The organism is Neisseria sp. P0019.S002, from assembly GCF_051957155.1.
Classification (GTDB): Bacteria; Pseudomonadota; Gammaproteobacteria; order Burkholderiales; family Neisseriaceae; genus Neisseria; species Neisseria perflava.
Window position 1 is genome coordinate 152,815 of the sequence record NZ_JBQCWS010000004.1, and the last position, 26,913, is coordinate 179,727.

General features: G+C 48.5%; 30 protein-coding genes. 7 read left to right on the forward strand and 23 right to left on the reverse strand.

Annotated elements, in window-relative coordinates; all coding sequences use genetic code 11:
* Positions 1–147: 147 nt before the first annotated feature.
* From fabG to ACTHTY_RS07950, 11 genes are all read right to left on the reverse strand, one after another.
* Positions 148–894 carry a 3-oxoacyl-ACP reductase FabG gene (gene fabG / locus ACTHTY_RS07900; RefSeq protein WP_107857372.1) on the reverse strand — a complete coding sequence of 249 codons (747 nt, stop codon included), beginning with the start codon at positions 892–894 and terminating at the stop codon, positions 148–150.
* 80 nt (positions 895–974) lie between these two features.
* On the reverse strand, positions 975–1,799 hold the full coding sequence (locus ACTHTY_RS07905; protein ID WP_371509988.1) for a capsular polysaccharide synthesis protein: 825 nt from the start codon (positions 1,797–1,799) through the stop codon (positions 975–977).
* Between the two features lie 6 nt (positions 1,800–1,805).
* Positions 1,806–2,654, reverse strand: coding sequence for a glycosyltransferase family 2 protein (locus ACTHTY_RS07910; RefSeq protein WP_440367144.1), 849 nt, complete (start codon positions 2,652–2,654; stop codon positions 1,806–1,808).
* Positions 2,655–2,775: 121 nt separating this feature from the next.
* The gene (locus ACTHTY_RS07915) at positions 2,776–3,825 is read right to left on the reverse strand and encodes a hypothetical protein (protein ID WP_440367146.1); all 1,050 of its coding nucleotides are present in this window, start codon (positions 3,823–3,825) and stop codon (positions 2,776–2,778) included.
* Positions 3,826–4,173: 348 nt separating this feature from the next.
* The gene (fabD, locus tag ACTHTY_RS07920; RefSeq protein ID WP_440367147.1) at positions 4,174–5,100 is read right to left on the reverse strand and encodes an ACP S-malonyltransferase; all 927 of its coding nucleotides are present in this window, start codon (positions 5,098–5,100) and stop codon (positions 4,174–4,176) included.
* A 9-nt stretch (positions 5,101–5,109) separates the two neighbouring features.
* Positions 5,110–5,457 carry a DUF1294 domain-containing protein gene (locus ACTHTY_RS07925; protein ID WP_440367149.1) on the reverse strand — a complete coding sequence of 116 codons (348 nt, stop codon included), beginning with the start codon at positions 5,455–5,457 and terminating at the stop codon, positions 5,110–5,112.
* Between the two features lie 51 nt (positions 5,458–5,508).
* Positions 5,509–6,471 (reverse strand): beta-ketoacyl-ACP synthase III, encoded by a 963-nt coding sequence (locus ACTHTY_RS07930; RefSeq protein WP_440367150.1) that lies wholly within the window; start codon positions 6,469–6,471, stop codon positions 5,509–5,511.
* 152 nt (positions 6,472–6,623) lie between these two features.
* A complete protein-coding gene (gene plsX / locus ACTHTY_RS07935) occupies positions 6,624–7,694 on the reverse strand; it encodes a phosphate acyltransferase PlsX (protein WP_440367152.1) in 1,071 nt (356 codons plus the stop codon).
* Between the two features lie 122 nt (positions 7,695–7,816).
* Positions 7,817–8,341, reverse strand: coding sequence for a phosphoribosyltransferase (locus tag ACTHTY_RS07940; RefSeq protein ID WP_440367154.1), 525 nt, complete (start codon positions 8,339–8,341; stop codon positions 7,817–7,819).
* 92 nt (positions 8,342–8,433) lie between these two features.
* Positions 8,434–8,613 (reverse strand): 50S ribosomal protein L32, encoded by a 180-nt coding sequence (gene rpmF, locus ACTHTY_RS07945; protein ID WP_002240035.1) that lies wholly within the window; start codon positions 8,611–8,613, stop codon positions 8,434–8,436.
* A 33-nt stretch (positions 8,614–8,646) separates the two neighbouring features.
* Positions 8,647–9,150 (reverse strand): YceD family protein, encoded by a 504-nt coding sequence (locus ACTHTY_RS07950; RefSeq protein ID WP_070836800.1) that lies wholly within the window; start codon positions 9,148–9,150, stop codon positions 8,647–8,649.
* A 55-nt stretch (positions 9,151–9,205) separates the two neighbouring features.
* On the opposite strand from ACTHTY_RS07950, the gene ACTHTY_RS07955 reads away from it, so the two are divergent.
* Positions 9,206–9,796 (forward strand): Maf family protein, encoded by a 591-nt coding sequence (locus ACTHTY_RS07955; protein WP_440367157.1) that lies wholly within the window; start codon positions 9,206–9,208, stop codon positions 9,794–9,796.
* Between the two features lie 54 nt (positions 9,797–9,850).
* Positions 9,851–10,561, forward strand: a complete 711-nt coding sequence (locus ACTHTY_RS07960; protein WP_440367158.1) for an SAM-dependent methyltransferase — start codon at positions 9,851–9,853, stop codon at positions 10,559–10,561.
* Between the two features lie 96 nt (positions 10,562–10,657).
* On the opposite strand, the gene yidC is transcribed toward ACTHTY_RS07960, so the two are convergent.
* From yidC to rpmH, 4 genes are all read right to left on the reverse strand, one after another.
* The gene (gene yidC / locus ACTHTY_RS07965; RefSeq protein WP_315115621.1) at positions 10,658–12,304 is read right to left on the reverse strand and encodes a membrane protein insertase YidC; all 1,647 of its coding nucleotides are present in this window, start codon (positions 12,302–12,304) and stop codon (positions 10,658–10,660) included.
* Between the two features lie 118 nt (positions 12,305–12,422).
* Positions 12,423–12,644 (reverse strand): membrane protein insertion efficiency factor YidD, encoded by a 222-nt coding sequence (gene yidD / locus ACTHTY_RS07970; RefSeq protein WP_440367159.1) that lies wholly within the window; start codon positions 12,642–12,644, stop codon positions 12,423–12,425.
* Entirely contained in the window at positions 12,641–12,982 is a 342-nt protein-coding gene (gene rnpA / locus ACTHTY_RS07975) for a ribonuclease P protein component (RefSeq protein ID WP_003748912.1), read from the reverse strand. Before rnpA ends, yidD begins: the two co-directional genes overlap by 4 nt.
* Before the next feature lie 2 nt (positions 12,983–12,984).
* Entirely contained in the window at positions 12,985–13,119 is a 135-nt protein-coding gene (gene rpmH / locus ACTHTY_RS07980; RefSeq protein WP_002214728.1) for a 50S ribosomal protein L34, read from the reverse strand.
* A gap of 319 nt (positions 13,120–13,438) precedes the next feature.
* Here rpmH and dnaA point away from each other — a divergent pair, with 319 nt between their 5' ends.
* Together dnaA and dnaN are read left to right on the forward strand one after the other, a co-directional pair.
* On the forward strand, positions 13,439–15,007 hold the full coding sequence (gene dnaA, locus ACTHTY_RS07985; RefSeq protein ID WP_440367161.1) for a chromosomal replication initiator protein DnaA: 1,569 nt from the start codon (positions 13,439–13,441) through the stop codon (positions 15,005–15,007).
* A gap of 105 nt (positions 15,008–15,112) precedes the next feature.
* Complete coding sequence (dnaN, locus tag ACTHTY_RS07990) at positions 15,113–16,216, forward strand: DNA polymerase III subunit beta (protein WP_004520410.1); 1,104 nt, start codon at positions 15,113–15,115, stop codon at positions 16,214–16,216.
* Between the two features lie 140 nt (positions 16,217–16,356).
* Here dnaN and ACTHTY_RS07995 read toward each other — a convergent pair whose 3' ends face one another.
* The 6 genes from ACTHTY_RS07995 to orn all read right to left on the reverse strand — a co-directional run bounded on the left by ACTHTY_RS07995 (position 16,357) and on the right by orn (position 21,167).
* On the reverse strand, positions 16,357–16,719 hold the full coding sequence (locus tag ACTHTY_RS07995) for an ACP-like domain-containing protein (protein ID WP_003748906.1): 363 nt from the start codon (positions 16,717–16,719) through the stop codon (positions 16,357–16,359).
* 298 nt (positions 16,720–17,017) lie between these two features.
* On the reverse strand, positions 17,018–18,604 hold the full coding sequence (locus tag ACTHTY_RS08000) for an L-lactate permease (protein ID WP_049332627.1): 1,587 nt from the start codon (positions 18,602–18,604) through the stop codon (positions 17,018–17,020).
* 330 nt (positions 18,605–18,934) lie between these two features.
* Positions 18,935–19,570 (reverse strand): 7-carboxy-7-deazaguanine synthase QueE, encoded by a 636-nt coding sequence (locus ACTHTY_RS08005; protein WP_308881710.1) that lies wholly within the window; start codon positions 19,568–19,570, stop codon positions 18,935–18,937.
* 108 nt (positions 19,571–19,678) lie between these two features.
* Entirely contained in the window at positions 19,679–20,050 is a 372-nt protein-coding gene (locus ACTHTY_RS08010; RefSeq protein ID WP_036492894.1) for a DUF1304 domain-containing protein, read from the reverse strand.
* A 73-nt stretch (positions 20,051–20,123) separates the two neighbouring features.
* Entirely contained in the window at positions 20,124–20,546 is a 423-nt protein-coding gene (gene queD / locus ACTHTY_RS08015) for a 6-carboxytetrahydropterin synthase QueD (protein ID WP_003748900.1), read from the reverse strand.
* A gap of 63 nt (positions 20,547–20,609) precedes the next feature.
* Positions 20,610–21,167 carry an oligoribonuclease gene (orn, locus tag ACTHTY_RS08020; protein ID WP_039862353.1) on the reverse strand — a complete coding sequence of 186 codons (558 nt, stop codon included), beginning with the start codon at positions 21,165–21,167 and terminating at the stop codon, positions 20,610–20,612.
* A gap of 133 nt (positions 21,168–21,300) precedes the next feature.
* Between orn and dxs the strand changes: the two genes are divergently transcribed.
* Entirely contained in the window at positions 21,301–23,190 is a 1,890-nt protein-coding gene (dxs, locus tag ACTHTY_RS08025; RefSeq protein ID WP_440367162.1) for a 1-deoxy-D-xylulose-5-phosphate synthase, read from the forward strand.
* 65 nt (positions 23,191–23,255) lie between these two features.
* The gene (locus ACTHTY_RS08030; RefSeq protein WP_440367163.1) at positions 23,256–24,656 is read left to right on the forward strand and encodes an L-serine ammonia-lyase; all 1,401 of its coding nucleotides are present in this window, start codon (positions 23,256–23,258) and stop codon (positions 24,654–24,656) included.
* 80 nt (positions 24,657–24,736) lie between these two features.
* On the opposite strand, the gene ACTHTY_RS08035 is transcribed toward ACTHTY_RS08030, so the two are convergent.
* The gene (locus ACTHTY_RS08035) at positions 24,737–24,958 is read right to left on the reverse strand and encodes a hypothetical protein (RefSeq protein ID WP_004519529.1); all 222 of its coding nucleotides are present in this window, start codon (positions 24,956–24,958) and stop codon (positions 24,737–24,739) included.
* An 8-nt stretch (positions 24,959–24,966) separates the two neighbouring features.
* Positions 24,967–25,596, reverse strand: a complete 630-nt coding sequence (locus tag ACTHTY_RS08040) for a C40 family peptidase (RefSeq protein ID WP_114926356.1) — start codon at positions 25,594–25,596, stop codon at positions 24,967–24,969.
* A gap of 260 nt (positions 25,597–25,856) precedes the next feature.
* Between ACTHTY_RS08040 and hslO the strand changes: the two genes are divergently transcribed.
* A complete protein-coding gene (hslO, locus tag ACTHTY_RS08045; RefSeq protein ID WP_101755818.1) occupies positions 25,857–26,753 on the forward strand; it encodes an Hsp33 family molecular chaperone HslO in 897 nt (298 codons plus the stop codon).
* Positions 26,754–26,913 lie beyond the last annotated feature (160 nt).

Here is a 26,913-nt window from a genome sequence, read left to right on the forward strand (position 1 = left end):
TCCCGTATCATGCTTATTTGGACTTACTGTTTCGAGCGTTATCTAACGGATTATTAAGATTATATCAAGATAGAATGTAAAGTAGTGTTTTGATTGACAAAAAGGGCCGTCTGAAATATTCAGACGGCCTTTAAATAAACAAACGGTTTAAGGCATCAACATGCCGCCGTTGACATGAAGTGTCTGACCGGTAATGTATTTTGCCTGATCAGAAGCCAAGAACAAGACTGCATCGGCAATATCTTGCGCTTCACCGAATTTGCCCAAAGAAGTTTGCGCTTCAAAGGTCTTGCGGGTTTCTTCCGGCAGGGCGCGGGTCATATCGGTGTCGATAAAGCCGGGGGCGACGCAGTTGACGGTAATGCCGCGACTGCCGACTTCACGCGCCATAGATTTGGAGAAGCCGATTAAGCCTGCTTTTGCAGCCGCATAGTTGGTTTGGCCGGCATTGCCCATCACGCCGACAACGGATGTGATGTTGATGATGCGGCCGGCACGCAGTTTCATCATGCCGCGCAATACGGCTTTGGAGGCGCGGAACACGGATTTGAGGTTAACCTGCATGATGTCATCCCACTCTTCCTCTTTCATGCGCATCAGGAGGTTGTCACGGGTAATACCGGCGTTGTTGACCAGAATATCCAGTTTGCCGAATTCTTTTTCGATGTCGGCAATCAGATTTTCGATGGTTTCAGGTTCGGCAGAATTCAATGCACGGCCTTCGCCGCCCCATTGTGCCAAGCGTTCTCCGATTGCAGCCGCACCGCTCTCACTGGTGGCTGTACCGATAACTTTTGCACCGGCCGCAGCCAAAGTATCGGCAATCGCTGCACCAATACCGCGAGAAGCGCCGGTTACCAAAGCGATTTTGCCGCTCAAATCTTGTGTACTCATGTTGTTTCCTTTTGATACTATTTATATTACATGCTGTATAAATAGTAATTAAATGTTTAGATGTTAACCACGCTATTAATTTAACGATAGTTTTCCAAATTTGGACGTAAAGTATTATCAAGGAGAATTTTATCAGTATATTTCAAGCATAAAGGGTGAAATATATCTCCTAATATATTTGTCCAAGGGATAGGGTATCCAGGGTTATTGCCTAGAACGTTACCAGGATTATTCTCCAGTTGCTCAGCGTAATTATCCATTCTATTTAATAGTTCGTTATACCATTCTTGAGTAAAAGGGGTTTGTTTGCGAAAAATATAGGCGCCATTTCCAGCTATGATACTAAAGTAACATTGCATATCTTCGCCAATCTTGCCTTCAACAGGTGCTAAGTCTTCTACTTTAATCTCAGGATAGCCAATAAAATATGCATTACTACAATCTAAAGTGTCAAAAACAGGACTCCAATTGTATTGAGCAGCTTTAATATCACTATAACCTCCACCGTAATGATGCATAAAATAGCAACGTAGATAATCAGCTTTATGTACTAAGGATAAGTATTTAAATGCGTGGTGCAGTGGATACTCAGGTAAAATATATTCTGATAAATTATTTGGAGTAATCAATACCACTTCTACTCCTGCAACTAGTTTCAGAAGCTCAAAATGCGATTGACGGGATTCTGACATAGGATTGTTACCAGTCCAAAAAGTGTAAATTTTTCTAGGAACGGGATTCTTGTCAATTATGAATGTTGTTTGCTTAATAACCTTACTTAGAAAACTATCTGGATAGTTTTCTGACTTATATATATAAGGATTACTTGAAATAAAGTGATAATTTGCTTGAAGCTGACGTTGTATTTTCCAAGTATGAAATATTTTTTTTAATATTCGTTTCATTTGTTACTATTCCAAGTAGGGTTGGATTTTTTGATATCTTCTGGGGTTAAACCATTTATAAAAATATTTTCTCAAAGGATTGTTATATTTTTTTCGTTTTAATTCATATTGTTTTAGTGTGTATGAAGTTAAAAGTTGTAGGAAAATCCCGTTTTCTTTGTAAAAATCATAGTGTTTATTATAAATTTTTAGTAGGTTGTCTGAGACTTTTATATCAGAGGCTAAATTACTCACTGATGATTCGTCGAGTCGTTGTCGGTAGTAAAATAAAGGCTGATGAATCCGTTTGACTTTTCCACCATTTTTAATGATGGAAATAAACAGTTCCCAATCTTCAATAAAAGTCATGTTGCTATCAAAGCCACCCACTGCATCGTAATCTTTTTTTCGGATTAAGGCAGTAATATAGATGCAGTTTTGCAGTAAAAAGTCTGGTAAGGCAAATTTAGGTAACTTCCATGGTTCATTTCTCGCACCAAAAAGAAAGGCATCGGTATATACAATTGCTAATTTCTTATCAGCTTCAGCTGCATCTACACATACTTTCAAATAGTCTATTCCCAAAAGATCATCTGAATCTAGACAAACAAGATAATCACCACGGGCATGTTGAATAGCATGAATACGAGCTTTAACGCAGTAAGTATTTTCTTGTGAAAGTACTTTTAATCTAGATTCTTTTTTTGCTTCTTCATATAGAATTTCTAAGGTATTGTCGTTTGATCCATCATCAATAGCTATAATTTCAAAGTTTTGATAAGACTGGTGATAAATACTTGATAAAGTTTCCTTGATGTAAATAGCTGAGTTATAGCATGGAATAATAATGGATATAAGAGGTTGATGTTTATGCATTTTCGCCCTATTTTTAGTCTTCAGTTAAATTATAAGTTTAATTTTCATATTAATAGAAATTTAAAAGACATTTATCCAAAAATATGATAGTGAGTTTTTGATTTCTTATATGGGGCTATCATTATGGTCTGACTTTTATATCCTCTATTGGATTTGGAAGCTTTATTTCTTCATATGGTTGAATTTGTAGTATATAACTAATCCAATTCTTAAAGCTGTACTTTTGTCGAATTTTCTCATCAATATCAACGTAGGGTTTTGCTAAAAACTCATCTAGCTGTGCAAAATCATATCCATCCCAAACTAGGAAATTATTAGGGTGATAGAAATCATAGTATTTTACTTGTGTATTTGTGGTAATAAGCTTTTGTTTATTTCCTAGTGCTTCGAAAGTGCGAAAAGATAAGCCATTATGCTTATCAATAACAAAGTCAATTAATACTTTTGCATGTTGGGCGCGTTTAATATTTTCCTCAAAGCTGATTGTTTTATCAATAAGTGTAATGCTCTCATCAGGGTATATTTTTCTGCCATCTGCGTATCTTTTCCAAAATATATTTATGTCAGTACTCTTATTCCTTGTTTTTGCATAGCGTCCAAAATTAGCAATTACTTTTGCTCGGGAGTCCATATGAACACCTGTGAAGTAGAAATCTACTGTTCTTTTGGGAAGGTTATCTAGCTCATAGTCAAAATAGAAATTTGTTGCAGGAAAGAGACGGTACTCTGAATTATATAAATCATTTGAATCAAAAACATAACATCTATTAAATTCATTTATTAAAGAGTAAATTGAAGGAAATCGATGTAAACCGTCAAATTGATAATTAACTACACCATTTTGACTTATTTTATTAAGAAATTGAATAAAATCATTATTGTATATGTCGCCACTAATTAATAAAGCATAGTCTAATTCGCCAATGTTCTTAATTTTCTCTGTAATAATATTCTGTAATGTTGAACATTTTAAATTTCTTTTAGCAGATATATCTTTGTAAATAAATTTTCTCCATTTTACTTTTAGCCAACTAGAAATAGAAGGATAATGGAAGTTTTCAAAGTCTTCTGTAATATTAATAACTTTAAAACCATGGTATTTCAAATTCTTATCAATTAGTTTATACAATCCAGATACAGTAGGCATTCCAAATAATATTGTTTTACTCATATAACTATTTCTTATATTGATTAGGACTTGTTAAAGGTGTTTTCGTAATCAAGTTGCCATAAGTTAGACGACTTAATTCTAGTATTTACAATTGTGATATTTATATTCATTCTATGACAATTTTCAATTATTAGTAAATATCATACTATATTTTCCTGTAGGCAGGAGTCTGGCAAAGTTACTTGGTTTGAAATATGCATTAAAACGGTTATTAAGATGAACCTTCTTGTAATTTGTGCCTATGTTTTCTGATTTAGAATTTCTTCCCCATCTTTTCTGTTGTTATTTTACTGGTTTATATTCAAGAATTAAAGACGGCCTTTTTGAGAAAGGCCGTCTGAAAACATTTTAGTGGGCTTCGATAAATGCAGCCACTTGGTCGGCATTGGTCAATGCGCTGCACGCTGCTTCTTTGTTGATGCGTTTGGCAAGGCCTGCGAGGACTTTGCCAGGGCCGCATTCGGCGGATTCGGTAATGCCTTCGGAAACAAGTGCGTTGACTGTTTCTGTCCAGTGCACCGGGCTGTACAGTTGGCGTACTAGGGCATCTTTGATTTTGTCGGCATCATCGTAAGAGGCAACATTGGCGTTATGAATAACGCGGATTTGCGGTTGTTTGATGGTGATGTCTTTCAGTGCTTCGGCAAGTTTTTCCGCTGCAGGCTTCATGAGGCTGCAATGTGAAGGAACGGAAACAGGCAGCGGCAGGGCGCGTTTGGCTCCGGCTTCTTTGGCGGCGGCCATGGCGCGTTCGACTGCGGCAGTGTTGCCGGCAATCACGACTTGGCCTGGTGAGTTGAAGTTGACGGCTTCAACGACTTCGCCTTGTACAGCTTCGGCACAAATGGCTTTGACTTGTTCGTCTTCCAAACCCAAAATAGCGGCCATTGCGCCTACGCCTTGAGGTACGGCAGATTGCATGAGCTCGGCGCGCAGACGAACCAGTTTGACCGCGTCTGCGAAATCTAATGCGCCGGCAGCGACGAGGGCGGTGTATTCGCCGAGGCTGTGGCCTGCAACGACTGAAGGGATTTTACCTCCGGCTTCCAAGTAGGCGCGGTAGGTGGCAATGCCGGCAGCCAGCATGATGGGCTGGGTGTTGACGGTTTGTCCGATTAATTCGGCATCTTCGCCGTTAATCATTGCCCACAGGTCTTGACCCAATACGGCGGAAGCTTCGTCAAATGTGGCTTTAACGATGGCTTGCTCGGCAAAGCCGTTCATCATGCCTAGGCTTTGTGAGCCTTGTCCGGGGAAGAAGAATGCGAAAGACATGGTAATTCCTTATTGGTTTGAATATTTGAGGGTGTCCGCCAGCAGAAGGAGGGTGGCGACAGTATTGGTTGCGGCACTCAGCCGGAAGGTGCGGACAAACTTGGGTTTGCTGGTTTTGTGCCGGAATGCGAGGCTGCCGCAATAACCGCCCGGCCAGCCGCCAAGCAGGTTGAGCAGGTGCAATTTTGCTTCGGGTATGCGTCCGCCGTGGTTGCGTGCGCGCTGTTTGTCTAGGTAGTAAAGCAGGAAAACGTATGTACTCAGTGCGAGATAGGCGATTGCCAGTTTGGGCAATATTACAGCCGTTATGCTTAAAAACAGGCTGCTGATGCAGAGTGCAAACGTTAGGGATTTCATGGGTTTTAGCAGAATAGGCCGTCTGAAAGGGATGTTCAGACGGCACAATCGTTAGTATTTCACCAAAACCGCACCCCAGGCAAAACCGCCGCCGATGCCTTCGAGCAAGAGGTTTTGTCCGCGTTTAATTTGGCCGTTTTTAATGCCGACATCCAGTGCCAGAGGAATGGAGGCTGCGGAAGTGTTGCCGTGGTCTTGGACGGTCAAGATCACTTTGTCCATGCTCAAGCCCAAGTGTTTGGCGGTAGAGTCGATAATGCGCTTATTGGCTTGGTGCGGTACAAGCCAATCGATTTGATCGGTGGTGTAACCGGCTTCTTCGATAACGTCATCTGCAATTTTTGCCAGCATTTTGACGGCAAACTTGAATACACCGGGGCCATCCATACTGATGTAGGGCGAACCGCAAATCTGGCCGTTGGCGATTTGTCCGGGGACGTTCAAAAGGTTGAGGTAGTTGCCGTCGGCTTTGAGTTTGCCGTGGATGATGCCCGGTTCGTCAGATGCGCTTAAGACAACCGCGCCCGCACCGTCACCAAAGAGGACGCAGGTGGTGCGGTCGTTCCAATCGACGATGCGGCTGAAGGTTTCTGCGCCGATAACCAAAGCGTTTTTCGCCATGCCGCTTTTGATATAGGCATTGGCAGTGGTCATGGCATACATAAAACCGGCGCACACGGCTTGGACGTCAAAGGCGGGGCAGCCGTTGGTAATGCCCAATTTTTGCTGCACGATGGTTGCCGTAGAAGGGAACTGCATATCGGGAGTGGCTGTGGCGACGATAATCAGGTCGATATCGTCAGCCTGCAAACCGGCATCTGCCAAGGCGCGGCGCGCTGACTCGGTGGCCAAGTCGCTGGTTTTTTCGCTGTCGTCTGCAATATGGCGAAATTTGATACCTGTACGCGTGGTAATCCACTCGTCGGAAGTGTCCACTTTTTTGGCAAGGTCGTCATTGCTGACGCGGTTGGCAGGAAGGTAGCTGCCTGTACCGGAAATTTTGGCATATTGCATGAGAACGGCCTTTTTAGAGAGTTGATTCAGATAGTCGGGTATTGTAAGCGAAAATGGGAAAATTCCCAATATTAAGAATGAAGTCGGTGATTAAAGATAAAAACAGGCCGTCTGAACATTTTGAAGTTTCAGACGGCCTGTATATATCAGCCTTAAGCTTCCGTTGTTGGAGTAGCGGTTTCTTCCAGTTCGGCTGCTGCTTTGGCGGCTTCCAAAGCAGCTAACTGGGTGGCTACGCCTTGTTCGATTTGAGCGAGGCCGGCGGATTTGGCTTCGTGGTAGGCTTCTTCCAAAGCATAACGGAAGCCGACTTCGTCGGTTCCGCCGTGGCTCTTAATCACGATACCGCGTAGGCCAAGTAGGATGGCGCCGTTAAATTTGCGCGGATCCAGTTTGCCTTTCAAACCTTTGAGCGCGGGCAGGGCGGCAATGGCGGCAAGTTTGTTGAACAGGGTGCTTTGGAATTCACGGCGGATGGCGCCGCTCATGAATTTAACCGCGCCTTCGATGGTTTTGAGCATAACGTTGCCGACAAACCCGTCAGCGACAACGACATCGGCTTCGCCATACAAAACGCTGTTGCTTTCGATATTGCCGATGAAGTTGAGTTTGCTGCTGCCCAACAGTTTAAAGGTTTGTTTGACGGCATCCGTACCTTTGATGTCTTCTGTACCGACGTTCAAAAGGGCGACGCGCGGGCTGCCTTTTTCAGGGTGCAGCGCGTGTACCAGCTCGCTGCCGATGATGGCAAATTGAACCAGTTGTTCGGGAGTGCAGTCAACGTTGGCACCCAAATCCAAAGCTAGGGTAACGTGTTCGCTGTCGGAAGGCAGGAATTTGGCGATGGCAGGGCGCTCAATGCCGGGAATGGTTTTGAGGACGAATCGGGCGGTCGCCATCAGTGCGCCGGTATTGCCTGCCGATACGGCGGCTTGCGCGTTGCCTTCTTTAACTTGGTTGATGGCGATGCGCATGGATGATTCTTTTTTGTTTTTCAGCGCGGATTGCGGCGCTTCATCCATTTCAACAACTTGTGCTGCATGGCAGACGGTAATGCGATCCATAGGCGCGCCAGCAGAGCTTAATGCTTGGCGGACTGCTGCTTCATCTCCGACCATAATCAGGTGTACGTCGGATTGCTGTTTCAGGAAATCCACTGCACCGGGGACGGTAATCGCAAGGCCTGCATCTCCGCCCATGGCATCTACGGCCAGTGTAATCATGTTGTTCTCCGGTTTGTGTGTTTCAGACGGCCTCAAACAATCGGACAAGCACGCTCATCTGATTTTCAGGAGATTGAATTGAAAATCAGATGAAAAGGCTTGTTGCGACGGTCGTGCCAGATTTATTGGTTTTGTGCGGCCAATTTGTTGTGTTCGTCGATGTCCAGCGCGTCCCAAGGATAGTTGATCCACCAGTCTTCCACGGTAATGCCGCTGAAATAAGGGATGCCTTCGGGAATCTTGCCGACTTTGGCTTTGATTTTTTCATGCAATACTGCCACGCCGATGGTGCCGAAATCTTCTTTCAACAATTCGTTCAGGCAGAATTCCATGGTAACGCGGCTGTCGTCCACTTCGTCGACGACCAGTACGTTTTTGCCTTTCAGGGCATCTGGAACGGGGTCAAGCCATTGGACTTTTTTTACTTCCTCGGTCACTTGACCTTCGTGATCGTTGTCGTAGTAGGCTGTGGTCACGGCGTAAATCGGGATTTCCAAGAAGCAGCGCAACATGCGGGCAGGGATGAAACCGCCGCCGCCAATGGCAATCATGGCATCGTATTTGGTGCCGGAGTTTTGGATTTTTTCCGCCAATCCTTTGATTACGCGGTGGATGTCGTCGTAGGTGTACCAGATTTTACGTTTCATGGTGTGCTTCCGAAGAGGAAAATACAGGGTGCAATGCAAAAAAGCCAGTCATTGCATGGCAATATTCTGGCTTTTTCAGTCAGACGAACGGATTATTCGCCTTTAGCTTTTACCACTTTACGGCCACGGTACATACCGTTTGGAGAAATGTGGTGTGGACGATGCACTTCGCCGGTTGCGCTGTCGACAGACAGAGAAGGCGCAGTCAGAGCGTCGTGTGAACGGTGCATACCGCGTTTAGAAGGGGATTTTTTGTTTTGTTGAACGGCCATTTCAAGCTCCTAAATAAATAAACTGTGTCCTAATTAACTGCTTTTCAAACCTGCTAAAACAGCGAAGGGGTTTGGTTTGTCCCGATTGACTTCTTCCAGTGTCCCATTGTTGCCGCAGTCTTCGTGTCGAGGGGAGAAAGGGAGCGACATCAGGATTTGGTCTTCGACCAGAGTTCGTACGTCTAGCTCTTTTTCGAGCAGCATACCTTCCAATTCTTCATCGGCAAGCATGGCTTCGTCCAAACTCTCTTCATCGGCAAACAAGACGATACGGCTGGTTTCATCGAGCAGAAACGGCATGGGCGTAATGCAGCGCTGGCAAATCAGGGGCATGTCGGCTTTGACGTTCAAATCGAGAAACAGACGTTGCAGCCGGTCGCGGCCGCCTTGCAGCGTAAACGACACGCGCGTCTGTTTGTCGGCCGGATAATCGTGCGAACTGACTCGTTCATCCAATTCTTCGAGCAGGAAGCTGCCTTGCAGATTCTGCCCTTCGGCGGCGAAAACTTCTGGGTCAATCAAATTAGGGTATGACATAAACGGAGTATGATATAATTTCGGCGGTCTAACGTCAATGTTTTTAAGTAAAAATATGGAAGTAAAACTGCCTTTGGTTTTAGGGTCGAGTTCGGTTTTCCGCTGCGGACAGCTTCGCCGTTTTGGTATTGATTTTCAGACGGCATCGCCCGATTTTGACGAAACGCCTATTGCCGGCGAGCATGCGGGCGAAACGGCGCTGCGTTTGGCTAAAGGCAAAGCCCGTTCATTGGCGGCAGCTTTTCCTGCCGCGCTGATTATCGGCGCAGACCAAGTCGCATGGTGCGAAGGACGTCAATTGGGCAAGCCGATGAACGTCGCAAATGCACAACAGATGCTGGCGGACTTGAGCGGAAAACGGATTGAATTTTACAGCGCAATCGTGCTTTTGAATACTGCTACGGGCAAGGTTCAGCATCATGTCGATCATACGGTGGTTACCATGCGCCAGTTGTCGCAGGAACAAATCAGCCGATATTTGGAACGCGAGCCGGATGCGGTTTATTGTGCCGGTGCGGCGAAGAGCGAGGGTTTGGGCGCCGCTTTGTTGGAGCGTATTGAAAGTACGGACCCGAATGCTTTGATCGGCCTTCCGATTTTCCGTCTGATTGATTTTTTGAAAAACGAAGGTGTGGAAGTTTTATAGTTTGAGGCCGTCTGAATGTGTTCAGACGGCCTGAGATTTTTGGGAGCTGCAAGAATGAAACCGATTTTGTATTTGATTCCTACCCCTTTGGGTGCGCCTGATACGCCATGCCTGTTGCCGCATGAGCAACAGGCGATTGTCGGGCTGACGGATTTTGTTGTGGAAGCGGAAAAAACAGCGCGCTTGCATTTGAAACATTTGGGCGTGACTACGCCTATCCGCGAGCTGAATCTGCAAACGCTGAATGAACATACGGATTTGAAGACTTTGCCGGAATTATTGAAACCTTTGCAAGAAGGGCGCAGTATGGGTATTGTCAGCGAGGCAGGTTGTCCGGCTGTTGCCGATCCGGGCGCGAATTTGGTGGCGTTGGCGCATAAACACGGTTTTGAAGTACGGCCTTTGGTCGGGCCGTCCAGTTTGCTGCTGGCGCTGATGGCTTCGGGTGCGAATGGTCAGAACTTTGCATTTAAGGGTTATTTGCCGTCTGAAAAAAATGAGCGGATTCAGCGTTTGAAGGCTTTGGAACAACGTTCGCGCCAGCAGAATGAAACGCAGCTGTTTATCGAAACGCCGTATCGCAACGATGCGTTGTTGGCTGATGCGGTGGAAAACCTGCATCCTGAAACGCGATTATGCGTGGCCACGGACTTAACCTTACCGACACAGGAAATCATCAGCCAGACGATTGCGCAGTGGCGGAAAAGAAAAGAAATGCCGAATTTGAAAAAACGCCCGACGATTTTTGTGTTGCATGCCGCTTAAAACCGGATTGGATTCAATCTCAAACTGTATTTGTTTGGGGAAATAAAAAAAAGGCCGTCTGAACAACAGACGGCCTTTGCGTTGCCTAAGCTTTTATCAAGAAACGACTTCGCCTTGGGCGCGTTGTTTTTCGATGCTGCGGTTGATGTGCCATTGTTGGGCGATGGTCAAGAGATTGTTGACTACCCAGTATAGAACCAAACCGGCAGGGAAGAAGAAGAACATGATGGAGAAAATCAAAGGCATGACTTTCATCATTTTCGCCTGCATAGGGTCGGTTGACGGCGGATTCAGATAAGTTTGTGCAAACATGGTTGCCGCCATAATCAAAGGCAGGATGTAGAAAGGATCCGGGCGGCTCAAGTCGGTAATCCAACCCAACCAAGGCGCTTGGCGCAATTCTACGGAGGCGAACAATGCCCAGTACAGGCCGATGAAGACGGGGATTTGCAACAGCATAGGCAGACAGCCGCCCAGCGGATTGATTTTCTCGTCTTTATAAAGCTGCATCATGGCTTGTTGTTGCGCCATGCGGTCATCGCCGTATTTCTCTTTGATGGCTTGCAATTTAGGTGCGGCGGCGCGCATTTTTGCCATAGAGCGGTAAGAGGCGTTGGTCAACGGGTACAGCACGGCTTTGACGATGATGGTCAAAACGATGATTGCCCAGCCCCAGTTGCCGATGATGTTGTGCAGTTGGTTCAGGAGCCAGAAGAGGGGGGAGGCGAACCAGTGCACTTTGCCGTAGTCTTTGGCCAGTTGCAGTTTGTCGGCGATATTGGCGATAACGGAAGTGGTTTGCGGACCGGCATACAGATTGATGGCGGTTTCGGCTTTCGCGCCGGCTTGAATGGCGGCTAAAGGCACGCTGACGCTTGCGCTGTACAGGTTGTCGTTGCGGCGTTTGATGTCGATACGGCAGTCGCCTGCGGTGCATACGCTTTGGCCGTCTTTAGGCTGCAAAATCCAAGTGGACATGAAATGGTGTTCAATCATACCGAGCCAGCCGGTCGGCGTTTTGCGGATGTATTCGGCTTCGGATTTGCCGGATTTGGCATCGTCATCCAAATCAGAGAAGCTGACTTTTTGGAAGCCGCCTTCAGGGGAGTAAACCACCGGGCCGACGTAAGAGCGGGTGAAGTAGCCTTGGCCTTCGGGTTCGCTGTGGTCGCGGACGATGCGGTAGTCTGCGCTCAGGTTCACGGGTTGGCCTTTGCTGTTGGTAATGTCGAAACGGACGTTAACCAAGTAGCTGCCTTTGGTGAAAGTATAAACTTTGTCGATTTTCAGGCCGTTGGTTTCAGGCGCGCTCAGGCGGACTTCGACTTTGTCGCCTTCCAAACTGTATTGTTTTTGCGGAGCGCTAAAGCTGATGCCTTTCAGAACGTTGTTGCCTTGTGCGTCCAAAAGCTCGGATTGGGCAACGTAGGTGTATTCTTTGCCGTCGTTAAACAGGACGAAAGGTTTGTGTTCGTCGCCGGTTGCTTTGTATTGCAAGAGGGTCAGCTGACGCAGGTCGCCGCTTTTCTCATCGATGACGGCTTTAACCGTGTCTGTGGTAACGGTAATGGGGGTAGCTGGAGCAAGCGCGGCTTCGGCAGCGGCTTTTGCCGGAGCGGCGGCCGTTTGCTGTTGCGCAGCTTGTTGCGCCGGATTAGGTTTGGGGCTGGGGAAGAAATGTTCCCAGCCGGCAAAAATTGCCAGCGAGATGGCAAAAAATGCCACAAGTCTTTTAAAATCCATAAGAGATTCCTGGAATTGACGGATAGGTAATCGAGATGAAAACTGCTTCAGACGGCATTATATAGAAACCGACGGGAAATTAAAGGAAATCGTGTTCTTTAAATGGTTGACAGCAGCATTATGGAACAGGGTCGTGTCCGTGTCCGCCGAAAGGATGGCATCGTGCGATGCGTTTGATGGCCAGCCATCCGCCTTTGAATGCGCCGTGTTTTTTAACGGCTTCGACTGCGTATTGTGAACAGGTCGGGGTATAGCGGCAGCGCGGCGGAATGAGGGGGCTGATGCAGTATTGGTAAAAGCGGATGAGTGCAAGGAGGAGCTTGGAAAGCAGGGTGTTCATCGGCGTTTTTTCATCAACTGGGCAAGTTGGTTTCGGGCTTCCGGGGCAGTTTCCCGATTAAACGCCTGACGTACGCGCACAACAAAATCATGCGGCGGTAGCTGGTGTTGATTCAGCCTGAACCAGTCGCGGATGACGCGCTTCATATAATTGCGGTCATGGGCGCGTTTGGCGGTCTTTTTGCTGACGACCAAACCAAGGCGCGGATGGCCGAGCGCGTTGTCTGCGGACTGGGAGACTTGCAGCAAATCGCGGCTGCGTCGGTTTTTCAACGCAAAAACGGATGAAAAATCATCCGTTTTTAATAAGCGATACTGCTTCGAGAAGCCGTAATTCAAAATTATACAGCCAGGCGTTTGCGGCCTTTGGCGCGACGGGCAGCCAATACTGCGCGACCACCGCGAGTTTTGGAGCGAACCAAGAAGCCGTGGGTGCGTTTGCGTTTGGTAACGGAAGGTTGATAAGTGCGTTTCATGATGTTTCCTAAAAATTGGTAGATAATTAAACCGTGAATTACACTCCAATTTGCCGCTTTTGTCAATCAATATAAAAACTTTTCGTTGGCCAAAGTGTGACAACGGGTTTTATGCATTGATAGAATTTGTGGATAAAATTTTGCGGCGGTTGTGGATAAAAAAGAGCGGAATGGGTATAATCGCCCAACCTTGCTTTTCTCTGTGCGCAAGGCCGTCTGAAAGCAGCGGGAGTATCGTAAAAATTTGATTTTTATCGGATTGCCTGTCTGCTCTGCCTTCTTGTATTTCCCAAATCTTCCATTTTCCGAGCTTAATCTCATGACGTTAGCTGAATTTTGGCCGCTGTGCCTTTGCCGCCTTCACGAAATGTTGCCTGCCGGGCAGTTTGCGCAATGGATTGCGCCTTTGACCGTGGGCGAAGAAAACGGCGTATGGGTGGTGTATGGTAAAAACCAATTTGCCTGCAATATGCTCAAAAGCCAGTTTGCCGCCAAAATTGACGCCGTGCGTGCCGAATTGGTGCCTCAGCAGGCTGCTTTCGCGTTTAAGCCGGGCGTAGGTACGCATTATGAAATGGCGGCTCAGACTGTTGCGCCGGTGCAAGTGCAAGAAGTCATTGAAGTTGAAGAATTTGTAGAGCCTGTTCAAATGCCTTTGCAAACTGCTGCGCCAATGGAAGAAGATAGGCCGTCTGAAACGGTTTCTAAACCTGCCGCTGCCATGACGGCTGCCGAGATTTTGGCGCAACGCATGAAAAACCTGCCGCATGAGCCTCAAGTGCAAACTGCCGCTCCGGCTGAATCTAAAGCAGTTGCCAAAGCCAAAACCGACGCGCAACACGATGCGGAAGAAGCGCGCTACGAGCAGACCAATCTGTCGCGCGACTATACATTTGAAACTTTGGTGGAAGGTAAGGGCAACCGCCTTGCCGCCGCAGCCGCCCAAGCGATTGCTGAAAATCCGGGGCAGGGCTACAACCCGTTTTTCTTATACGGCAGTACCGGTTTGGGTAAAACCCACTTGGTGCAAGCCATCGGCAACGAATTGCTGAAAAACCGTCCTGATGCCAAAGTGCGCTATATGCACTCGGACGACTATATCCGCAGCTTTATGAAGGCTGTGCGCAACAACACTTATGATGTGTTCAAGCAACAATACAAACAATATGACCTGCTGATTATCGACGATATTCAGTTCATTAAAGGCAAAGACCGTACGATGGAAGAGTTCTTCTATCTGTACAACCATTTCCACAACGAGAAAAAACAACTGATCCTGACGTGCGACGTATTGCCTGCCAAAATCGAGGGTATGGACGACCGTCTCAAATCCCGTTTCTCATGGGGTTTGACTTTGGAACTCGAACCGCCCGAATTGGAAATGCGCGTGGCGATTTTGCAGAAAAAGGCAGAAGCAGCCGGTATCAGTATCGAAGACGAAGCCGCTCTGTTTATCGCCAATCTGATCCGCTCCAATGTGCGTGAGCTGGAAGGCGCGTTCAACCGTGTCAGTGCAAGCAGCCGTTTTATGAACCGTCCTGTCATCGATATGGATTTGGCGCGTACGGCTTTACAGGATATTATTGCCGAAAAACACAAAGTCATTACCGCTGACATCATCATCGATGCGACAGCCAAATACTACCGTATTAAAATCAGCGATATATTGGGCAAAAAACGCACGCGCAATATTGCCCGTCCGCGCCAAGTTGCCATGAGCCTGACCAAAGAGCTGACCACGCTCAGCCTGCCTTCTATCGGCGATGCCTTTGGCGGCCGCGACCACACGACTGTGATGCACGGCGTCAAAGCGGTGGCGAAACTGCGTGAAGAAGACCCTGAATTGGCGCAAGACTACGAAAAACTGCTGATTCTGATTCAGAACTGACCCAATGCGATTTCAGACGGCCTGATGTCAATATGAGGCCGTCTGAAAACAAAAAATATTTTAAAATACCCAAATCAACCGATTTCAAATTCAAAGGAATGGAACATGCTTATTTTACAAGCCGATCGCGACAGTCTGCTCAAGCCGTTGCAAGCCGTTACCGGTATTGTCGAACGTCGCCATACTCTGCCGATTTTGTCTAATGTGTTGCTGGAAAGCAAAGACGGACAAACCAAACTTTTGGCAACCGACTTGGAAATCCAAATCAATACCGCCGGCCCTGAAAGTCAGGCAGGTGATTTCCGTATTACGACCAACGCTAAAAAATTCCAAGACATTTTGCGCGCCCTGCCTGACAGTGCGCTGGTATCTTTGGATTGGGCAGACAACCGCTTGACTTTGCGCGCGGGCAAATCCCGTTTTGCCCTGCAAACCTTGCCTGCTGAAGACTTTCCGTTGATGAACGTCGGCAGCGACGTCAGCGCGACTTTCTCGCTGACTCAAGAAACCTTCAAAACCATGCTTTCGCAAGTGCAATACAGCATGGCGGTTCAAGATATCCGCTATTATCTCAACGGCTTGCTGATGCAGGTTGAAGGAAACCAACTGCGCCTTGTTGCAACCGACGGCCACCGCCTTGCTTATGCGGCCAGCCAAATTGAAGCAGAACTGCCGAAAACGGAAGTAATCCTGCCGCGCAAAACGGTATTGGAACTCTTCAAGCTGTTGAACAATCCGTCCGAGTCCATCACCGTTGAGCTTTTGGACAATCAAGTACGCTTCCAATGCAATGGTACGACTATTGTCAGCAAAGTCATTGACGGTAAATTCCCTGACTTTAACCGCGTGATTCCTTTGGATAACGACAAGATTTTCCTCGTATCCCGTACCCAGCTTTTGGGTGCGCTCGAGCGTGCCGCCATTCTTGCCAATGAAAAATTCCGCGGCGCGCGACTGTTCCTACAGCCTGGTTTGCTGAGTGTTGTATGTAGCAACAACGAGCAGGAAGAAGCGCGCGAAGAGCTGGAAATCGCTTATCAAGGCGGAGAACTTGAAGTCGGTTTCAACATTGGCTACCTGATGGATGTGTTGCGTAACATCCACTCCGACGATATGCAGCTTGCTTTTGGTGATGCCAACCGTTCAACGCTGTTTACCGTGCCAAACAATCCGAATTTCAAATACATCGTGATGCCGATGCGTATTTAATTGGTGTGCGAACAAACAAAAAGAGCGTGTACGGTACACGCTCTTTTTTATAGGCTTAAATCAAAAGGCCGTCTGAAAATTGTTTTTCAGACGGCCTTTCTATCAAACCGGGATGATTCGGTTAAATAGGAAAACTGGGATTAACGTGGACGTGGTTCGCAGTTTTTCACCAGGAATGAGCCGTTAGGGGCGTTCACACCGACAACTTCAGAAGTAGTGTGGGTGTTTTTGTCGATGAAACCGGCAGACATTACATAGCCGCGACGGTTGGTGAAAGTAGTGCCAGTGCTGTCAGAACGTTTTTTGTCGACAACCAAAGAGGCTTTTTTGCCACCGGCGTTTACGTCAGCAGTAACTGCACGGCCGCTACGGTCAAAGCCGTACATCACGTTCAGTGATTTGCCACCGTCACAACGGTAAGAAACGAAGCCGGCAGGTGCAGCGGCAGCAGAGAAGGAAACAGTAGCCAATGCGGCTGCAGTGATAACAGAAAGTAATTTCATGATCTAAGCTCCATATGAGGGTTGTGTGTTATCTTGCAAAGTGAGAAAGGGTTTCCGTTTGCAGATGAAGCGTATTTTAGGCGTTTTGTCGGTAGTGGCAATTAGGTAAATTGCAAAACAGTGTTTACTTATGATTACCCGATTGTTTATTAATAGAAAGTTGTTTGTGATTTGGTGTTGCAAAGTAGTTATGTGGGTTGTTGCGGAATATATACATTAATGATTCTTTAAGAAATATAGCGAAAGAATACAAAAAAAGGCCGTCTGAATGTTCAGACAGCCTTTGATATGAAGCGGTTTACAAGAAGAAAATTGCAGCCACAGTCACGGCGATGATGCCGTAGATGGTCATTGGGATGACAGTTTTCTTGATGATCGCACCTTCGGCGTTGTTCACGTTCAACACGCTGCACACGGCGATGATGTTGTTGATGCAGACCATGTTGCCCATTGCACCGCCGACAGATTGTAGGGCGAGGATGAGGGTAACGGACAGGCCGGTATCAAGCGCGATTTGTTGTTGAATCGGACCAAAGGTCAGGTTGGATACAGTGTTGGAGCCGGAGAAGAATGCACCGATTGCGCCAAGGTATGGGGAGAAGTACACCCAGTGTTCGCCTGCCATCGCGGCAAATTCTTTACCGATGATTTTCACCATGGAGTCATCGCCGCCAACCATCATCAGTTGAACCATAATCAGCGCACCCATCAGGGCAAGCAGAGGTTTTTTGGTTTGGTTGAAGGTTGCAGCGTAGAAAGACCATGCATCTTTGAATTTAGTTTTGTACAGCAGGATGCAAATCCAAACGGTGAAGACAAACGGAATCCAAGCCGGAACGTAGAGGGTTTGATAGGAAGCGTTTACGCCTTGGCCGAAGATATTGCCGAAGGTGATGGTCAGGGAGTCGCTGACGGTGATTTTGGACAAATCAAACGGCAGTTGGAAGCTGAACCATTCTTCTTTGCTGGTCAACAGGCCTTTAATGCCCAGCTGTTTGATACGGGTGACCACCAGCATGCCGATCAGCATACCCAAAGGAGCCAGTGCTTTGGCAACTTGTGCGAAAGGTACTTTTTCTGCATTCGGGTCTTTGGCGTAATCTTTGCTCAAGCCCCAGCCGCGGTTTGCTGCAAATACGGACACCATCAGGCCGATTGCGCCGGCAACCAGAGATGGGAATTCTTCATTGACCATCGCCAATGCAACATAAGGAAGGGTACAGGAGAATACGGCGATACCGATAAAGCCCAAGTTTTTGCGGATTTCAGCCCAAGGTACGATGAAGCTCAAGCCGATAACAGGGATGATGAAACCAGCAAAGAAGTGCATTACGCCGGTTTGCATACCGATTTCCATAATGCTCTTTTGATCCAGGCCCAAAGGTGCGAAGCCGAACCAAGTCGGGGTACCTACTGCACCGAAGGAAACAGGCACGGAGTTCATCACCAAAGCGAAGATGGCTACTTTTAATGGGTTGAAGCCCAAGCTCATCAGGATTGGCGCGGCAATGGCGGCAGGCGTACCGAAACCGGATGCGCCTTCAATCATAAAGGCGAAAGACCAGCCGATAATCATCAACTGGGCAATCGGATTCGGGCTGATGGTGGCCAGCCATTTGCGGATGACGTCGATACAGCCGGTGGTTTCCATCATGCGGTTGAACATAATGGCACCGAAAATCACGGTAATCGGGGTCAGGGTAGAGACGAGGCCGGATGCGGCTGTTGCATTGAGCAACATGGCGTTGTCGCCGAAATAAAACAGTTTGATGACGTAAATCAGCGCGGCGGTAATCGGCAGCGCAATGTAAGACGGCATACTGTTTTTCTTAACCATCAGCCAAATCAGCAGGATGATTGGGAAAATGCTGAGAAAGAGAGCCATAGGAATATCCTCGGGGCAACGGGCACCATAACCGTCAATCAATGGCGGTTTGATGCGATGTGTTGAGTAATAGATGTTTTTCGAATAAGGATTGCCACTTTTTAGATGCAACCAGTTATCAGGTAAATTGGTTTTACCAATTTATGAAAACTGTTGCACACTTTACGTAATCTTATGTAATCGGTCAAGAGGTTTGTAACAAAAAAGGCCGTCTGAAATAGGGTTTCAGACGGCCTGAGCGCTTTGCCAGTAGTGCATTTGGTCGAATATCGAATGGTATTTACATTCAATATTTTGTAAAGGTTTTGTTTTTAATTGATTTCAAACGAATTATTCTATTCCTGCCCATTTATGCGTTTGTACGCTCAGTTGCCAATGGACGGGGGCATCGGATCGGCTGTTTAATACGCCGATTTGGCGGATGGTGTCGTAGATATTCATCACACCGTCTTGTTCGCAAGGCGAGAGGTAGTAATGTTGGGCGCGGATTTTGCGTTCCATCTCTTGGCAAAACGTAATGACATCGCCGTCGGCAACAATACGCACTTCGTCTGCTTTCTCGATGCAGCTTTTTTCGTATTTGGCGGCGTAGCAGGCTTTAGGGCTGGTGGCAACGTAGTCGATTTGCGGCGGCGCGGGGTTGAGGCCGTTGGTTTCGATACACAGAAAATAGCCTTCGGCTTTGAGTGCATTGAGCAGGGTATCCAAATGCGGTTGGATGGTGGGCTCGCCACCGGTAATGATGATGTTGCGCGCCGTATAGGTTTTCAGACGGCCTAAAATATCGGACAGGCTCATCATGCCGAATTTGAGGTAGTCGGTATCGCACCAGCTGCACGCGAGATTACATTTGCCCAAACGGATGAAAACGGCGGGCATGCCTGTATTCCAGCCTTCGCCTTGCAGGCTTTCAAAGATTTCGACAATGCGGTATTGGGGATTGTTCGGAGTGATTTGAATGGTCATGAATATTGGGTGTGCGGGATTTAATTATTGTGGTGAAGTATTTTGAGAAATCGGTTGAGGCAGCCATTCTTTCTGTTAGTTCGAGGGGAAAGAATGGCTGGTGTGTGCTTAAGCGGCAATGACGGCTGCGGCGGCCAAAAATGCCGGCAAGCCTTGTTTGAACAAAATGCCTTTGTTGCCGGATGAAAATGCGCCCCATGCGGCGGCGATGAGGACGAAGCCGAGGAACAGGATAGTCGCGCCGTAAACCGCGTTGTCGGGTGCGGCAAAGCGCGCCCATACTAAGCCGATGGCGAGGAAGCCGTTGTACAGGCCTTGGTTGGAAAACAGGGTTTGTACGCGTTTTTGTTCCATAAATTCGTAAGGCATGTTGAACAGCTCTGACGCTTTTTCGCTTGGGATTTGCGTCATTTCGAGCCAGGCGATGTAGAAGTGTTCGACAGCGACGAAGAGGACGAGGAGGGTGGAGATGATTTTCATGAAGATTCCTTTTGATGTTTAGCGGATGGGTGTGTTTGGGGAACAGGCCGTCTGAAAAATACAAAATGCCGGTTTATTCCCCTTCATATTCCGCACACGAAGTCGGCGTTTCCCATAGTTTCACGCTGCACACTTTGACACCGGCGTTTTTCAGACGGCCATACATTTCTACACTCATGTTTTCGGCGGTGGTGCGGCAGGGCAGACGCAGGGTTTTCATGTTCCAGCCTTCCAAAAGCGCGGCGATTTGGCTTTCGCGTTCGTTGTTGCCGTGATAGATGAAGGCATGGTCGAATGGGTCGGTAATGTGTTGTTTGACGATGGCTTTCAGGTCGGTAAAGTCCATCACCATGCCGTCTTTTGCGCCGCCTTGGATAACGGGTGCGGAGACGGTGATTTCGAGTTTGTAGGTGTGGCCGTGCAGGTTTTGGCATTTGCCGTCATGCCCGTCGAGCATGTGCGAGGAATCGAAGGTAAAGATTTTGGTGATTTTCATGAGATGAGGGAAGCCGATCAGGCCGTCTGAACGGTGTAAAACCTGTTTCAGACGGCCTTAAGATTATTGTTCGGAAGGGAGTTTGAGGAAATGCTCGCGATAATGGCGCATTTCTTCGATACTTTCGAGGATGTCGTCCAATGCCTTGTGCGAACCGCGTTTGACCACGCTTTTGGCGACGGCCGGATTCCAGCGTTTGGCCAATTCTTTCAGCGTGGATACGTCTAAGTTGCGGTAGTGGAAATAGGCTTCCAAGCGCGGCATGTATTTGACCATGAAGCGGCGGTCTTGATGGATGGAGTTGCCGCACATGGGCGTGGATTTCTCGGGTATCCATGCGGACATGAAGTCCAACAGGTTTTGCTCGACTTCGGCTTCGGTCAGTTTGGACTCGCGCACGCGTTGGGTCAGGCCGGTACGGCCGTGGGTGGCGGTGTTCCACTCGTCCATGCCGTCGAGCAACTCGTCGCTTTGATGGATGACGTAAACGTCTGATTGCGCCAGTACGTTCAAATCGGAGTCGGTAATGATCATGGCGACTTCGATAATGCGGTCGTGTTCCGGATTGAGGCCGGTCATTTCCATATCGAGCCAGCAGAGATTGTTTGCGTTTTGGGTCATTTCAGACGGCCTTGTGTTTTCAGTTGGCAGTATTATAAAGGATAAAGGTTCGGGCCGTCTGAAAGCATTTGTAACAAGTTGTGCAATCTCTTGATATAATCGTCCGTTACACAAAAAATCACCGCCAAAAATCATGAACCCAAGCCCTTTGCTCGATATTATCGATACGCCTCAGGATTTGCGCCGTCTGGAGAAAAAACAGCTGCCGCAAGTCGCCGCCGAATTGCGCGAATTTCTGTTGGATTCCGTCGGTAAGACGGGCGGCCATTTCGCCAGTAACTTGGGCGCGGTTGAGCTGACGGTGGCGCTGCATTATGTGTACGATACGCCCGAAGACCATCTGGTCTGGGATGTCGGCCATCAAAGCTATCCGCACAAAATCCTGACCGGCCGCAAAAATCAAATGCACACCATGCGCCAATACGGCGGTTTGGCGGGTTTTCCGAAACGCAGCGAGTCGGAATACGACGCGTTCGGCGTGGGGCATTCTTCCACATCCATCGGCGCGGCCTTGGGCATGGCCGTTGCGGACAAACAGTTGGGCAACAACCGCCGCAGCGTCGCCATCATCGGCGACGGCGCCATGACGGCGGGTCAGGCATTTGAAGCCCTGAACTGTGCAGGCGATATGGATGTCGATTTGCTGGTTATCCTCAACGACAACGAAATGTCGATTTCCCCCAATGTCGGCGCGCTGCCGAAATACCTTGCCAGCAACGTCGTGCGCGATATGCACGGCCTGTTGAGCACCATCAAAGCCCAATCGAGCAAAGTATTGGATAAATTGCCCGGTGCGATGGAGCTTGCCCAAAAAGTCGAAAACAAAATCAAAACCTTGGCAGGCGAAGCGGAGCACGCCAAACAGTCGCTGTCTTTGTTTGAAAACTTTGGTTTCCGTTACACCGGCCCTGTGGACGGCCACAACGTTGAAAATCTGGTGGACGTATTAAAAGACTTGCGCGGCCGCAAAGGCCCTCAGTTGTTGCACGTCATCACCAAAAAAGGCAACGGCTACAAATTCGCCGAAAACGATCCTGTCAAATACCACGCTGTCGCCAAGCTGCCGAGTGAAGTGCCTGCGCCGGAAGTCAAACCTGCCGCGGCCAAACCGACTTATACGCAAGTGTTCGGCCAATGGCTGTGCGACCAAGCGGCGGCTGACGAGCGTTTGGTTGCCATTACGCCTGCCATGCGCGAGGGCAGCGGCTTGGTTGAGTTTGAACAGCAATTCCCCGACCGCTATTTCGACGTCGGCATCGCCGAGCAACACGCCGTTACCTTTGCAGGCGGTTTGGCATGCGAAGGCATCAAGCCTGTCGTAGCGATTTACTCCACTTTCCTACAACGCGCTTACGACCAGTTGGTACATGACGTTGCCCTGCAAAACCTGCCTGTTTTGTTCGCCATCGACCGTGCAGGTATTGTTGGTGCAGACGGCCCGACCCATGCCGGTTTGTACGACTTGAGCTTTTTGCGTTGCGTGCCGAACATGATTATTGCCGCACCAAGCGACGAAAACGAATGCCGCCTGCTGCTCTCAACCTGCTATCAGGCAAATTTGCCGTCCGCCGTCCGTTATCCGCGCGGTACAGGCACGGGCGCAACCATTTCAGACGGCCTGGAAACCGTTGAAATCGGCAAAGGCATCATCCGTCGAGAAGGCGAGAAAATTGCCGTTATCGCCTTTGGCAGCATGGTTGCCCCATCATTGACCGCGGCTGAGAATCTGAACGCGACCGTTGCCGATATGCGCTTTGTCAAACCGATAGATGAAGAGCTGATCGTCCGTCTCGCCCGAAGCCATGACTACATCGTTACCGCTGAAGAGAATGCCGAACAAGGCGGCGCAGGCAGTGCGGTGTTGGAAGTGTTGGCGAAACACGGCATTTGCAAACCGGTACTGCTGCTGGGTGTAGAAGACAAAGTTACCGAACACGGCGACCAGAAAAAACTCTTAGCCGATTTGGGACTGAATGCCGAAGCCGTCGAAAAACGCATTGCCGGTTGGATAGAGACTGTTTAAGTTTCACAAACAACAGGCCGTCTGAAATATTCAGACGGCCTTTTCAGACTATAAGGGAAAAACCCATGATCAGTATTTTCGATATTTTCAAAATCGGCATCGGCCCGTCCAGCTCGCACACCGTCGGCCCGATGAAGGCCGCGGCCGCTTTTGCCGATTTGCTGCATGCCGAAAACTTAGATACACAAGTGGCACGTATTGTCATTGAAGTGTACGGCTCGCTTGCTTTGACCGGTATCGGACACGGTACATTCGATGCATTATTGCTTGGTTTGGAAGGCAGCCTGCCGCACGATATTCCGCTTGCAGACATCCCCCAACGCTTGGAACGCATCCGCACGCAGCACGTTTTAAAATTCAACGGCCGTGAAATGACCTTCAATCCCGAAAAAGATTTGGATATCCGCGGCGACAAAGTGTTGCCCAAACATCCGAACGGTTTGAACTTTATCGCCTACAATTCAGACGGACAGAAGCTGAAAGAGCAGATTTATTATTCGGTCGGTGGCGGTTTTATCGTAACAGACGAAGGGTTTGCACAAGAAGCGCAGGAAAATTCAGACGTGCCATACCCTTACGAAAACTGCGACGAGTTGTTGGCACAATGCCGTCTGAACCAGTTGAATATTTCCGAAGTCGTGTTGGCCAATGAAGCGGCGTTGGCAGGTTGCGATGAGGAGGAAGTCCGCCGTCGTGTGGCCGCTGTGGCCGATGTGATGGAAAACTGCATCAAGCGCGGCTTGGGTGCGGAAGGGCAATTGCCGGGCGGCTTGAACGTCCGCCGCCGCGCGCCGCAGTTGGCGGCCAAACTCAAAGTCCTGCGCGAGAGCGAAATCGTCAATACCCAACTTTGGCCGATGGTGTACGCCATGGCGGTCAATGAAGAGAATGCCGCCGGCGGCCGTGTCGTAACCGCACCCACCAACGGCGCGGCAGGCATTATTCCTGCTGTCTTGCACTATTTCCGCAAATTTAATCCGCACGCCAACCAATCGCGTGTCGAAGATTTCCTGCTGACTGCCGGCGCCATCGGTATTTTGTACAAAACCAATGCGTCGATTTCTGGCGCGGACGTCGGCTGCCAAGGCGAAGTCGGCGTCGCCTGCTCCATGGCGGCGGGCGCATACGCCGAAGTCATCGGCGGCACGCCCAAACAAGTGGAAAACGCCGCCGAAATGGCGATGGAACACCATTTGGGCCTGACCTGCGACCCCGTCGGCGGTTTGGTGCAAATCCCCTGTATTGAACGCAACGGCATCGCCGCCGAAAAAGCCCTTAAACTCGCCACCCTCGCGCTTTTGGAAGACGGCACAGACAAAAAAGTCTCCCTTGATGAAGTGATTCAAACCATGTTGCAAACCGGCCGCGATATGAAGGCAACCTACAAAGAAACCTCACTCGCAGGCCTGGCCATTACCTTGCAGAAAAAAGCCATACCTGTATCCGTGCGCGTGGTGGAATGTTAGCAATAGGGTAGGGGATCTGCCCGATAAAAAAGGCCGTCTGAAAAACTTTCAGACGGCCTTTTTTTGTATGGATCGAATAACTAACCGTTTTTTTGATAAGGGTTTTCCAGCCCGGCCATTAAGTCGCGGAAGTATTCGCGCAACTGTTTTTCGGAGCAACCCATCAGCAGCGCGTCTTCAAATGCGTCCTGCGCTATTTGGTACAGTTCGTTCAAGTTTTCGGTCATGACTTTGACTTTTTCAGTGCAGGAAACGATCTGACCGTCGTCGTCATACCATTTGGGCATTTGCGGCATTGCCATAGCTCACCTCAGTTTAAGAAACGGGAAGGATCGTTTTTCTTCACGCGGCGGCCAAAGGCATATTTTGCGCTCCAATATTTGTGGCCGAGGCTGGTAATTTCGATACGTTTGCCCGTTCTCGGCGCGTGAATGAAATTGTTGTTGCCGATGTAAAGGCCGACGTGGGAAATACGGCCGCGACCCATGGTGCGGAAAAAGACCATGTCGCCCGGCTGCAATTCCGAACGGTTCACGGCAACGCCCATTTGCGCTTGTTCGGCAGAGGTGCGCGGCAGGTTTACGCCCATGGCGCGTTTAAAGATGTGTTGCATGAAGCCGCTGCAGTCAAAGCCGGTAGAGGCTGATGTGCCGCCGTAGCGGTAGGCCACGCCGAGCAGGCCCATGGCGCTGCCGATTAACTCATCTGCATTGCCCGAAGGTGCGCGCGTATTGTTGCTTGCGGCAGGATAGGTATTGGTGGGATGGACAGGGGTTGCCTGACGCGTATTGCCGTAAACGTTGGCGTTGTCGTTGAATTGGTTTAAAACACGCTGACGGGTGGTAATCAGGTTTTCCAAATCATCGGCGTAAGAAAAATTGACGCTCGCGAGCATGGCGACCGAAGTCCAAACTGCTGCGAGCCGGAGTAAAAAATTCATTATAAAAACTTCCGTTTCAGAAGGCATTCCCTGCCGATTGCAGGCACATTGCCGGTTTCTGAGATGTTATCCCGTATCATTCTCTTGTTATCTGCTTGATTGTATTCAAAAACTGTCTTTTTGGCAAAAAAACTGCTGTTATTTTGCGTTAAACCCTTGTTTCCAAAAGAACTAGAAAAACATCAGGCGCGGTTTCGCTTGATTTATCCGCCGCTGCAACCATATAAGCGGCATTCATTGATTTATTTTCAGAGACTGACATGACACAAAATCACAGCGATATCCGTACACGCTTTATCTTTGACGATATGCCTATCCGCGGTATGCACATCCGCCTCGAAAAGGTTTGGCACCACATCGTCAACCAAAAACATTATCCTGTCGCCATCCGCCGCGCTTTGGGCGAGTTGCTGGCCGCCGGCTCTTTATTGTCTGCCAACCTTAAAAACGAAGGCACGCTGATTGTTCAGGTTCAAGGTCAGGGCCGTCTGAAAATGTTGGTGGTGGAAGCTACTTCTGAAAATACTGTCCGTGCTACCGCGCGTTGGGACGAAACCGCTGAAATCCGTGATGACGAAAGCCTGACTGCGCTGTTGGGCGAAAACAGCGTGTTTGTGTTGACCCATCAGCCTAAAGATGCCGACCCATGGCAAGGCGTTGTCCCGCTGGAAGGCGACAGCATTGCGCAAATGCTGGTCAACTATATGAAACGTTCCGAGCAGCTCGATACCTATATTACGCTTGCCGCTGACGACCAAGCCGCAGGTGCATTATTGCTGCAACGTCTGCCGGAAGAAGAATTGGATGATGCCGCTTGGGAGCATGTGACCACGCTTGCGCAAACGCTTACTCCGCAAGAATTGACCGGTTTGGATGCGCATCACGCCCTTTACCGCCTTTACCATGAAACCCCGCCCCGCGTTTTTGAACCGGAAGCCATCGAGTTTGCCTGCACCTGTTCCCGTGGCAAAGTCAGCGATATGCTGTTGATGCTTGGTGGTCAGGAAGTCGGCGGCGTGGTGGCGGAACAAGGCAGCATTCAAATCGATTGCGATTTCTGCCATAGCAAATATGTGTTTGATGAAACCGATGTCAACGCTTTGTTTGGCGCGGACGTGGTGAATGCCGTCCGTCAAGAGAATGAGCGTTTGCAGTAATCCGAAATAAGCAAGTTTCTTAAAGCAGTTTGACTCTTGAGAAAAAAGGACGAGCGTAAGTTCTGTCCTTTCTTTTTGCACAGTTTCATTGCTGTGATGCATCCATATAAAAGGCCGTCTGAAAACAACTTGGTTTTCAGACGGCATGATTGTTTTAAAC

Bases quoted from the DNA above. Each gene is read 5' to 3' on its own strand.
- orn (WP_039862353.1), bottom strand. From the start codon at position 21,167: ATGACCCAAAACGCAAACAATCTCTGCTGGCTCGATATGGAAATGACC.
- yidD (WP_440367159.1), bottom strand. From the start codon at position 12,644: ATGAACACCCTGCTTTCCAAGCTCCTCCTTGCACTCATCCGCTTTTAC.
- dnaN (WP_004520410.1), top strand. From the start codon at position 15,113: ATGCTTATTTTACAAGCCGATCGCGACAGTCTGCTCAAGCCGTTGCAA.
- ACTHTY_RS07915 (WP_440367146.1), bottom strand. From the start codon at position 3,825: ATGAGTAAAACAATATTATTTGGAATGCCTACTGTATCTGGATTGTAT.
- ACTHTY_RS08030 (WP_440367163.1), top strand. From the start codon at position 23,256: ATGATCAGTATTTTCGATATTTTCAAAATCGGCATCGGCCCGTCCAGC.
- ACTHTY_RS07925 (WP_440367149.1), bottom strand. From the start codon at position 5,457: ATGAAATCCCTAACGTTTGCACTCTGCATCAGCAGCCTGTTTTTAAGC.
- ACTHTY_RS07995 (WP_003748906.1), bottom strand. From the start codon at position 16,719: ATGAAATTACTTTCTGTTATCACTGCAGCCGCATTGGCTACTGTTTCC.
- ACTHTY_RS07910 (WP_440367144.1), bottom strand. From the start codon at position 2,654: ATGCATAAACATCAACCTCTTATATCCATTATTATTCCATGCTATAAC.
- hslO (WP_101755818.1), top strand. From the start codon at position 25,857: ATGACACAAAATCACAGCGATATCCGTACACGCTTTATCTTTGACGAT.
- ACTHTY_RS08040 (WP_114926356.1), bottom strand. From the start codon at position 25,596: ATGAATTTTTTACTCCGGCTCGCAGCAGTTTGGACTTCGGTCGCCATG.
- queD (WP_003748900.1), bottom strand. From the start codon at position 20,546: ATGAAAATCACCAAAATCTTTACCTTCGATTCCTCGCACATGCTCGAC.
- ACTHTY_RS07955 (WP_440367157.1), top strand. From the start codon at position 9,206: ATGGAAGTAAAACTGCCTTTGGTTTTAGGGTCGAGTTCGGTTTTCCGC.
- dxs (WP_440367162.1), top strand. From the start codon at position 21,301: ATGAACCCAAGCCCTTTGCTCGATATTATCGATACGCCTCAGGATTTG.
- ACTHTY_RS08010 (WP_036492894.1), bottom strand. From the start codon at position 20,050: ATGAAAATCATCTCCACCCTCCTCGTCCTCTTCGTCGCTGTCGAACAC.
- ACTHTY_RS08000 (WP_049332627.1), bottom strand. From the start codon at position 18,604: ATGGCTCTCTTTCTCAGCATTTTCCCAATCATCCTGCTGATTTGGCTG.
- yidC (WP_315115621.1), bottom strand. From the start codon at position 12,304: ATGGATTTTAAAAGACTTGTGGCATTTTTTGCCATCTCGCTGGCAATT.
- fabD (WP_440367147.1), bottom strand. From the start codon at position 5,100: ATGTCTTTCGCATTCTTCTTCCCCGGACAAGGCTCACAAAGCCTAGGC.
- dnaA (WP_440367161.1), top strand. From the start codon at position 13,439: ATGACGTTAGCTGAATTTTGGCCGCTGTGCCTTTGCCGCCTTCACGAA.
- fabG (WP_107857372.1), bottom strand. From the start codon at position 894: ATGAGTACACAAGATTTGAGCGGCAAAATCGCTTTGGTAACCGGCGCT.
- ACTHTY_RS08005 (WP_308881710.1), bottom strand. From the start codon at position 19,570: ATGACCATTCAAATCACTCCGAACAATCCCCAATACCGCATTGTCGAA.
- ACTHTY_RS08035 (WP_004519529.1), bottom strand. From the start codon at position 24,958: ATGGCAATGCCGCAAATGCCCAAATGGTATGACGACGACGGTCAGATC.
- plsX (WP_440367152.1), bottom strand. From the start codon at position 7,694: ATGATTACACTGGCCGTAGATGCCATGGGCGGAGATGCAGGCCTTGCG.
- ACTHTY_RS07940 (WP_440367154.1), bottom strand. From the start codon at position 8,341: ATGAAACGTAAAATCTGGTACACCTACGACGACATCCACCGCGTAATC.
- ACTHTY_RS07905 (WP_371509988.1), bottom strand. From the start codon at position 1,799: ATGAAACGAATATTAAAAAAAATATTTCATACTTGGAAAATACAACGT.
- ACTHTY_RS07930 (WP_440367150.1), bottom strand. From the start codon at position 6,471: ATGCAATATGCCAAAATTTCCGGTACAGGCAGCTACCTTCCTGCCAAC.
- rpmF (WP_002240035.1), bottom strand. From the start codon at position 8,613: ATGGCCGTTCAACAAAACAAAAAATCCCCTTCTAAACGCGGTATGCAC.
- ACTHTY_RS07960 (WP_440367158.1), top strand. From the start codon at position 9,851: ATGAAACCGATTTTGTATTTGATTCCTACCCCTTTGGGTGCGCCTGAT.
- ACTHTY_RS07950 (WP_070836800.1), bottom strand. From the start codon at position 9,150: ATGTCATACCCTAATTTGATTGACCCAGAAGTTTTCGCCGCCGAAGGG.
- rpmH (WP_002214728.1), bottom strand. From the start codon at position 13,119: ATGAAACGCACTTATCAACCTTCCGTTACCAAACGCAAACGCACCCAC.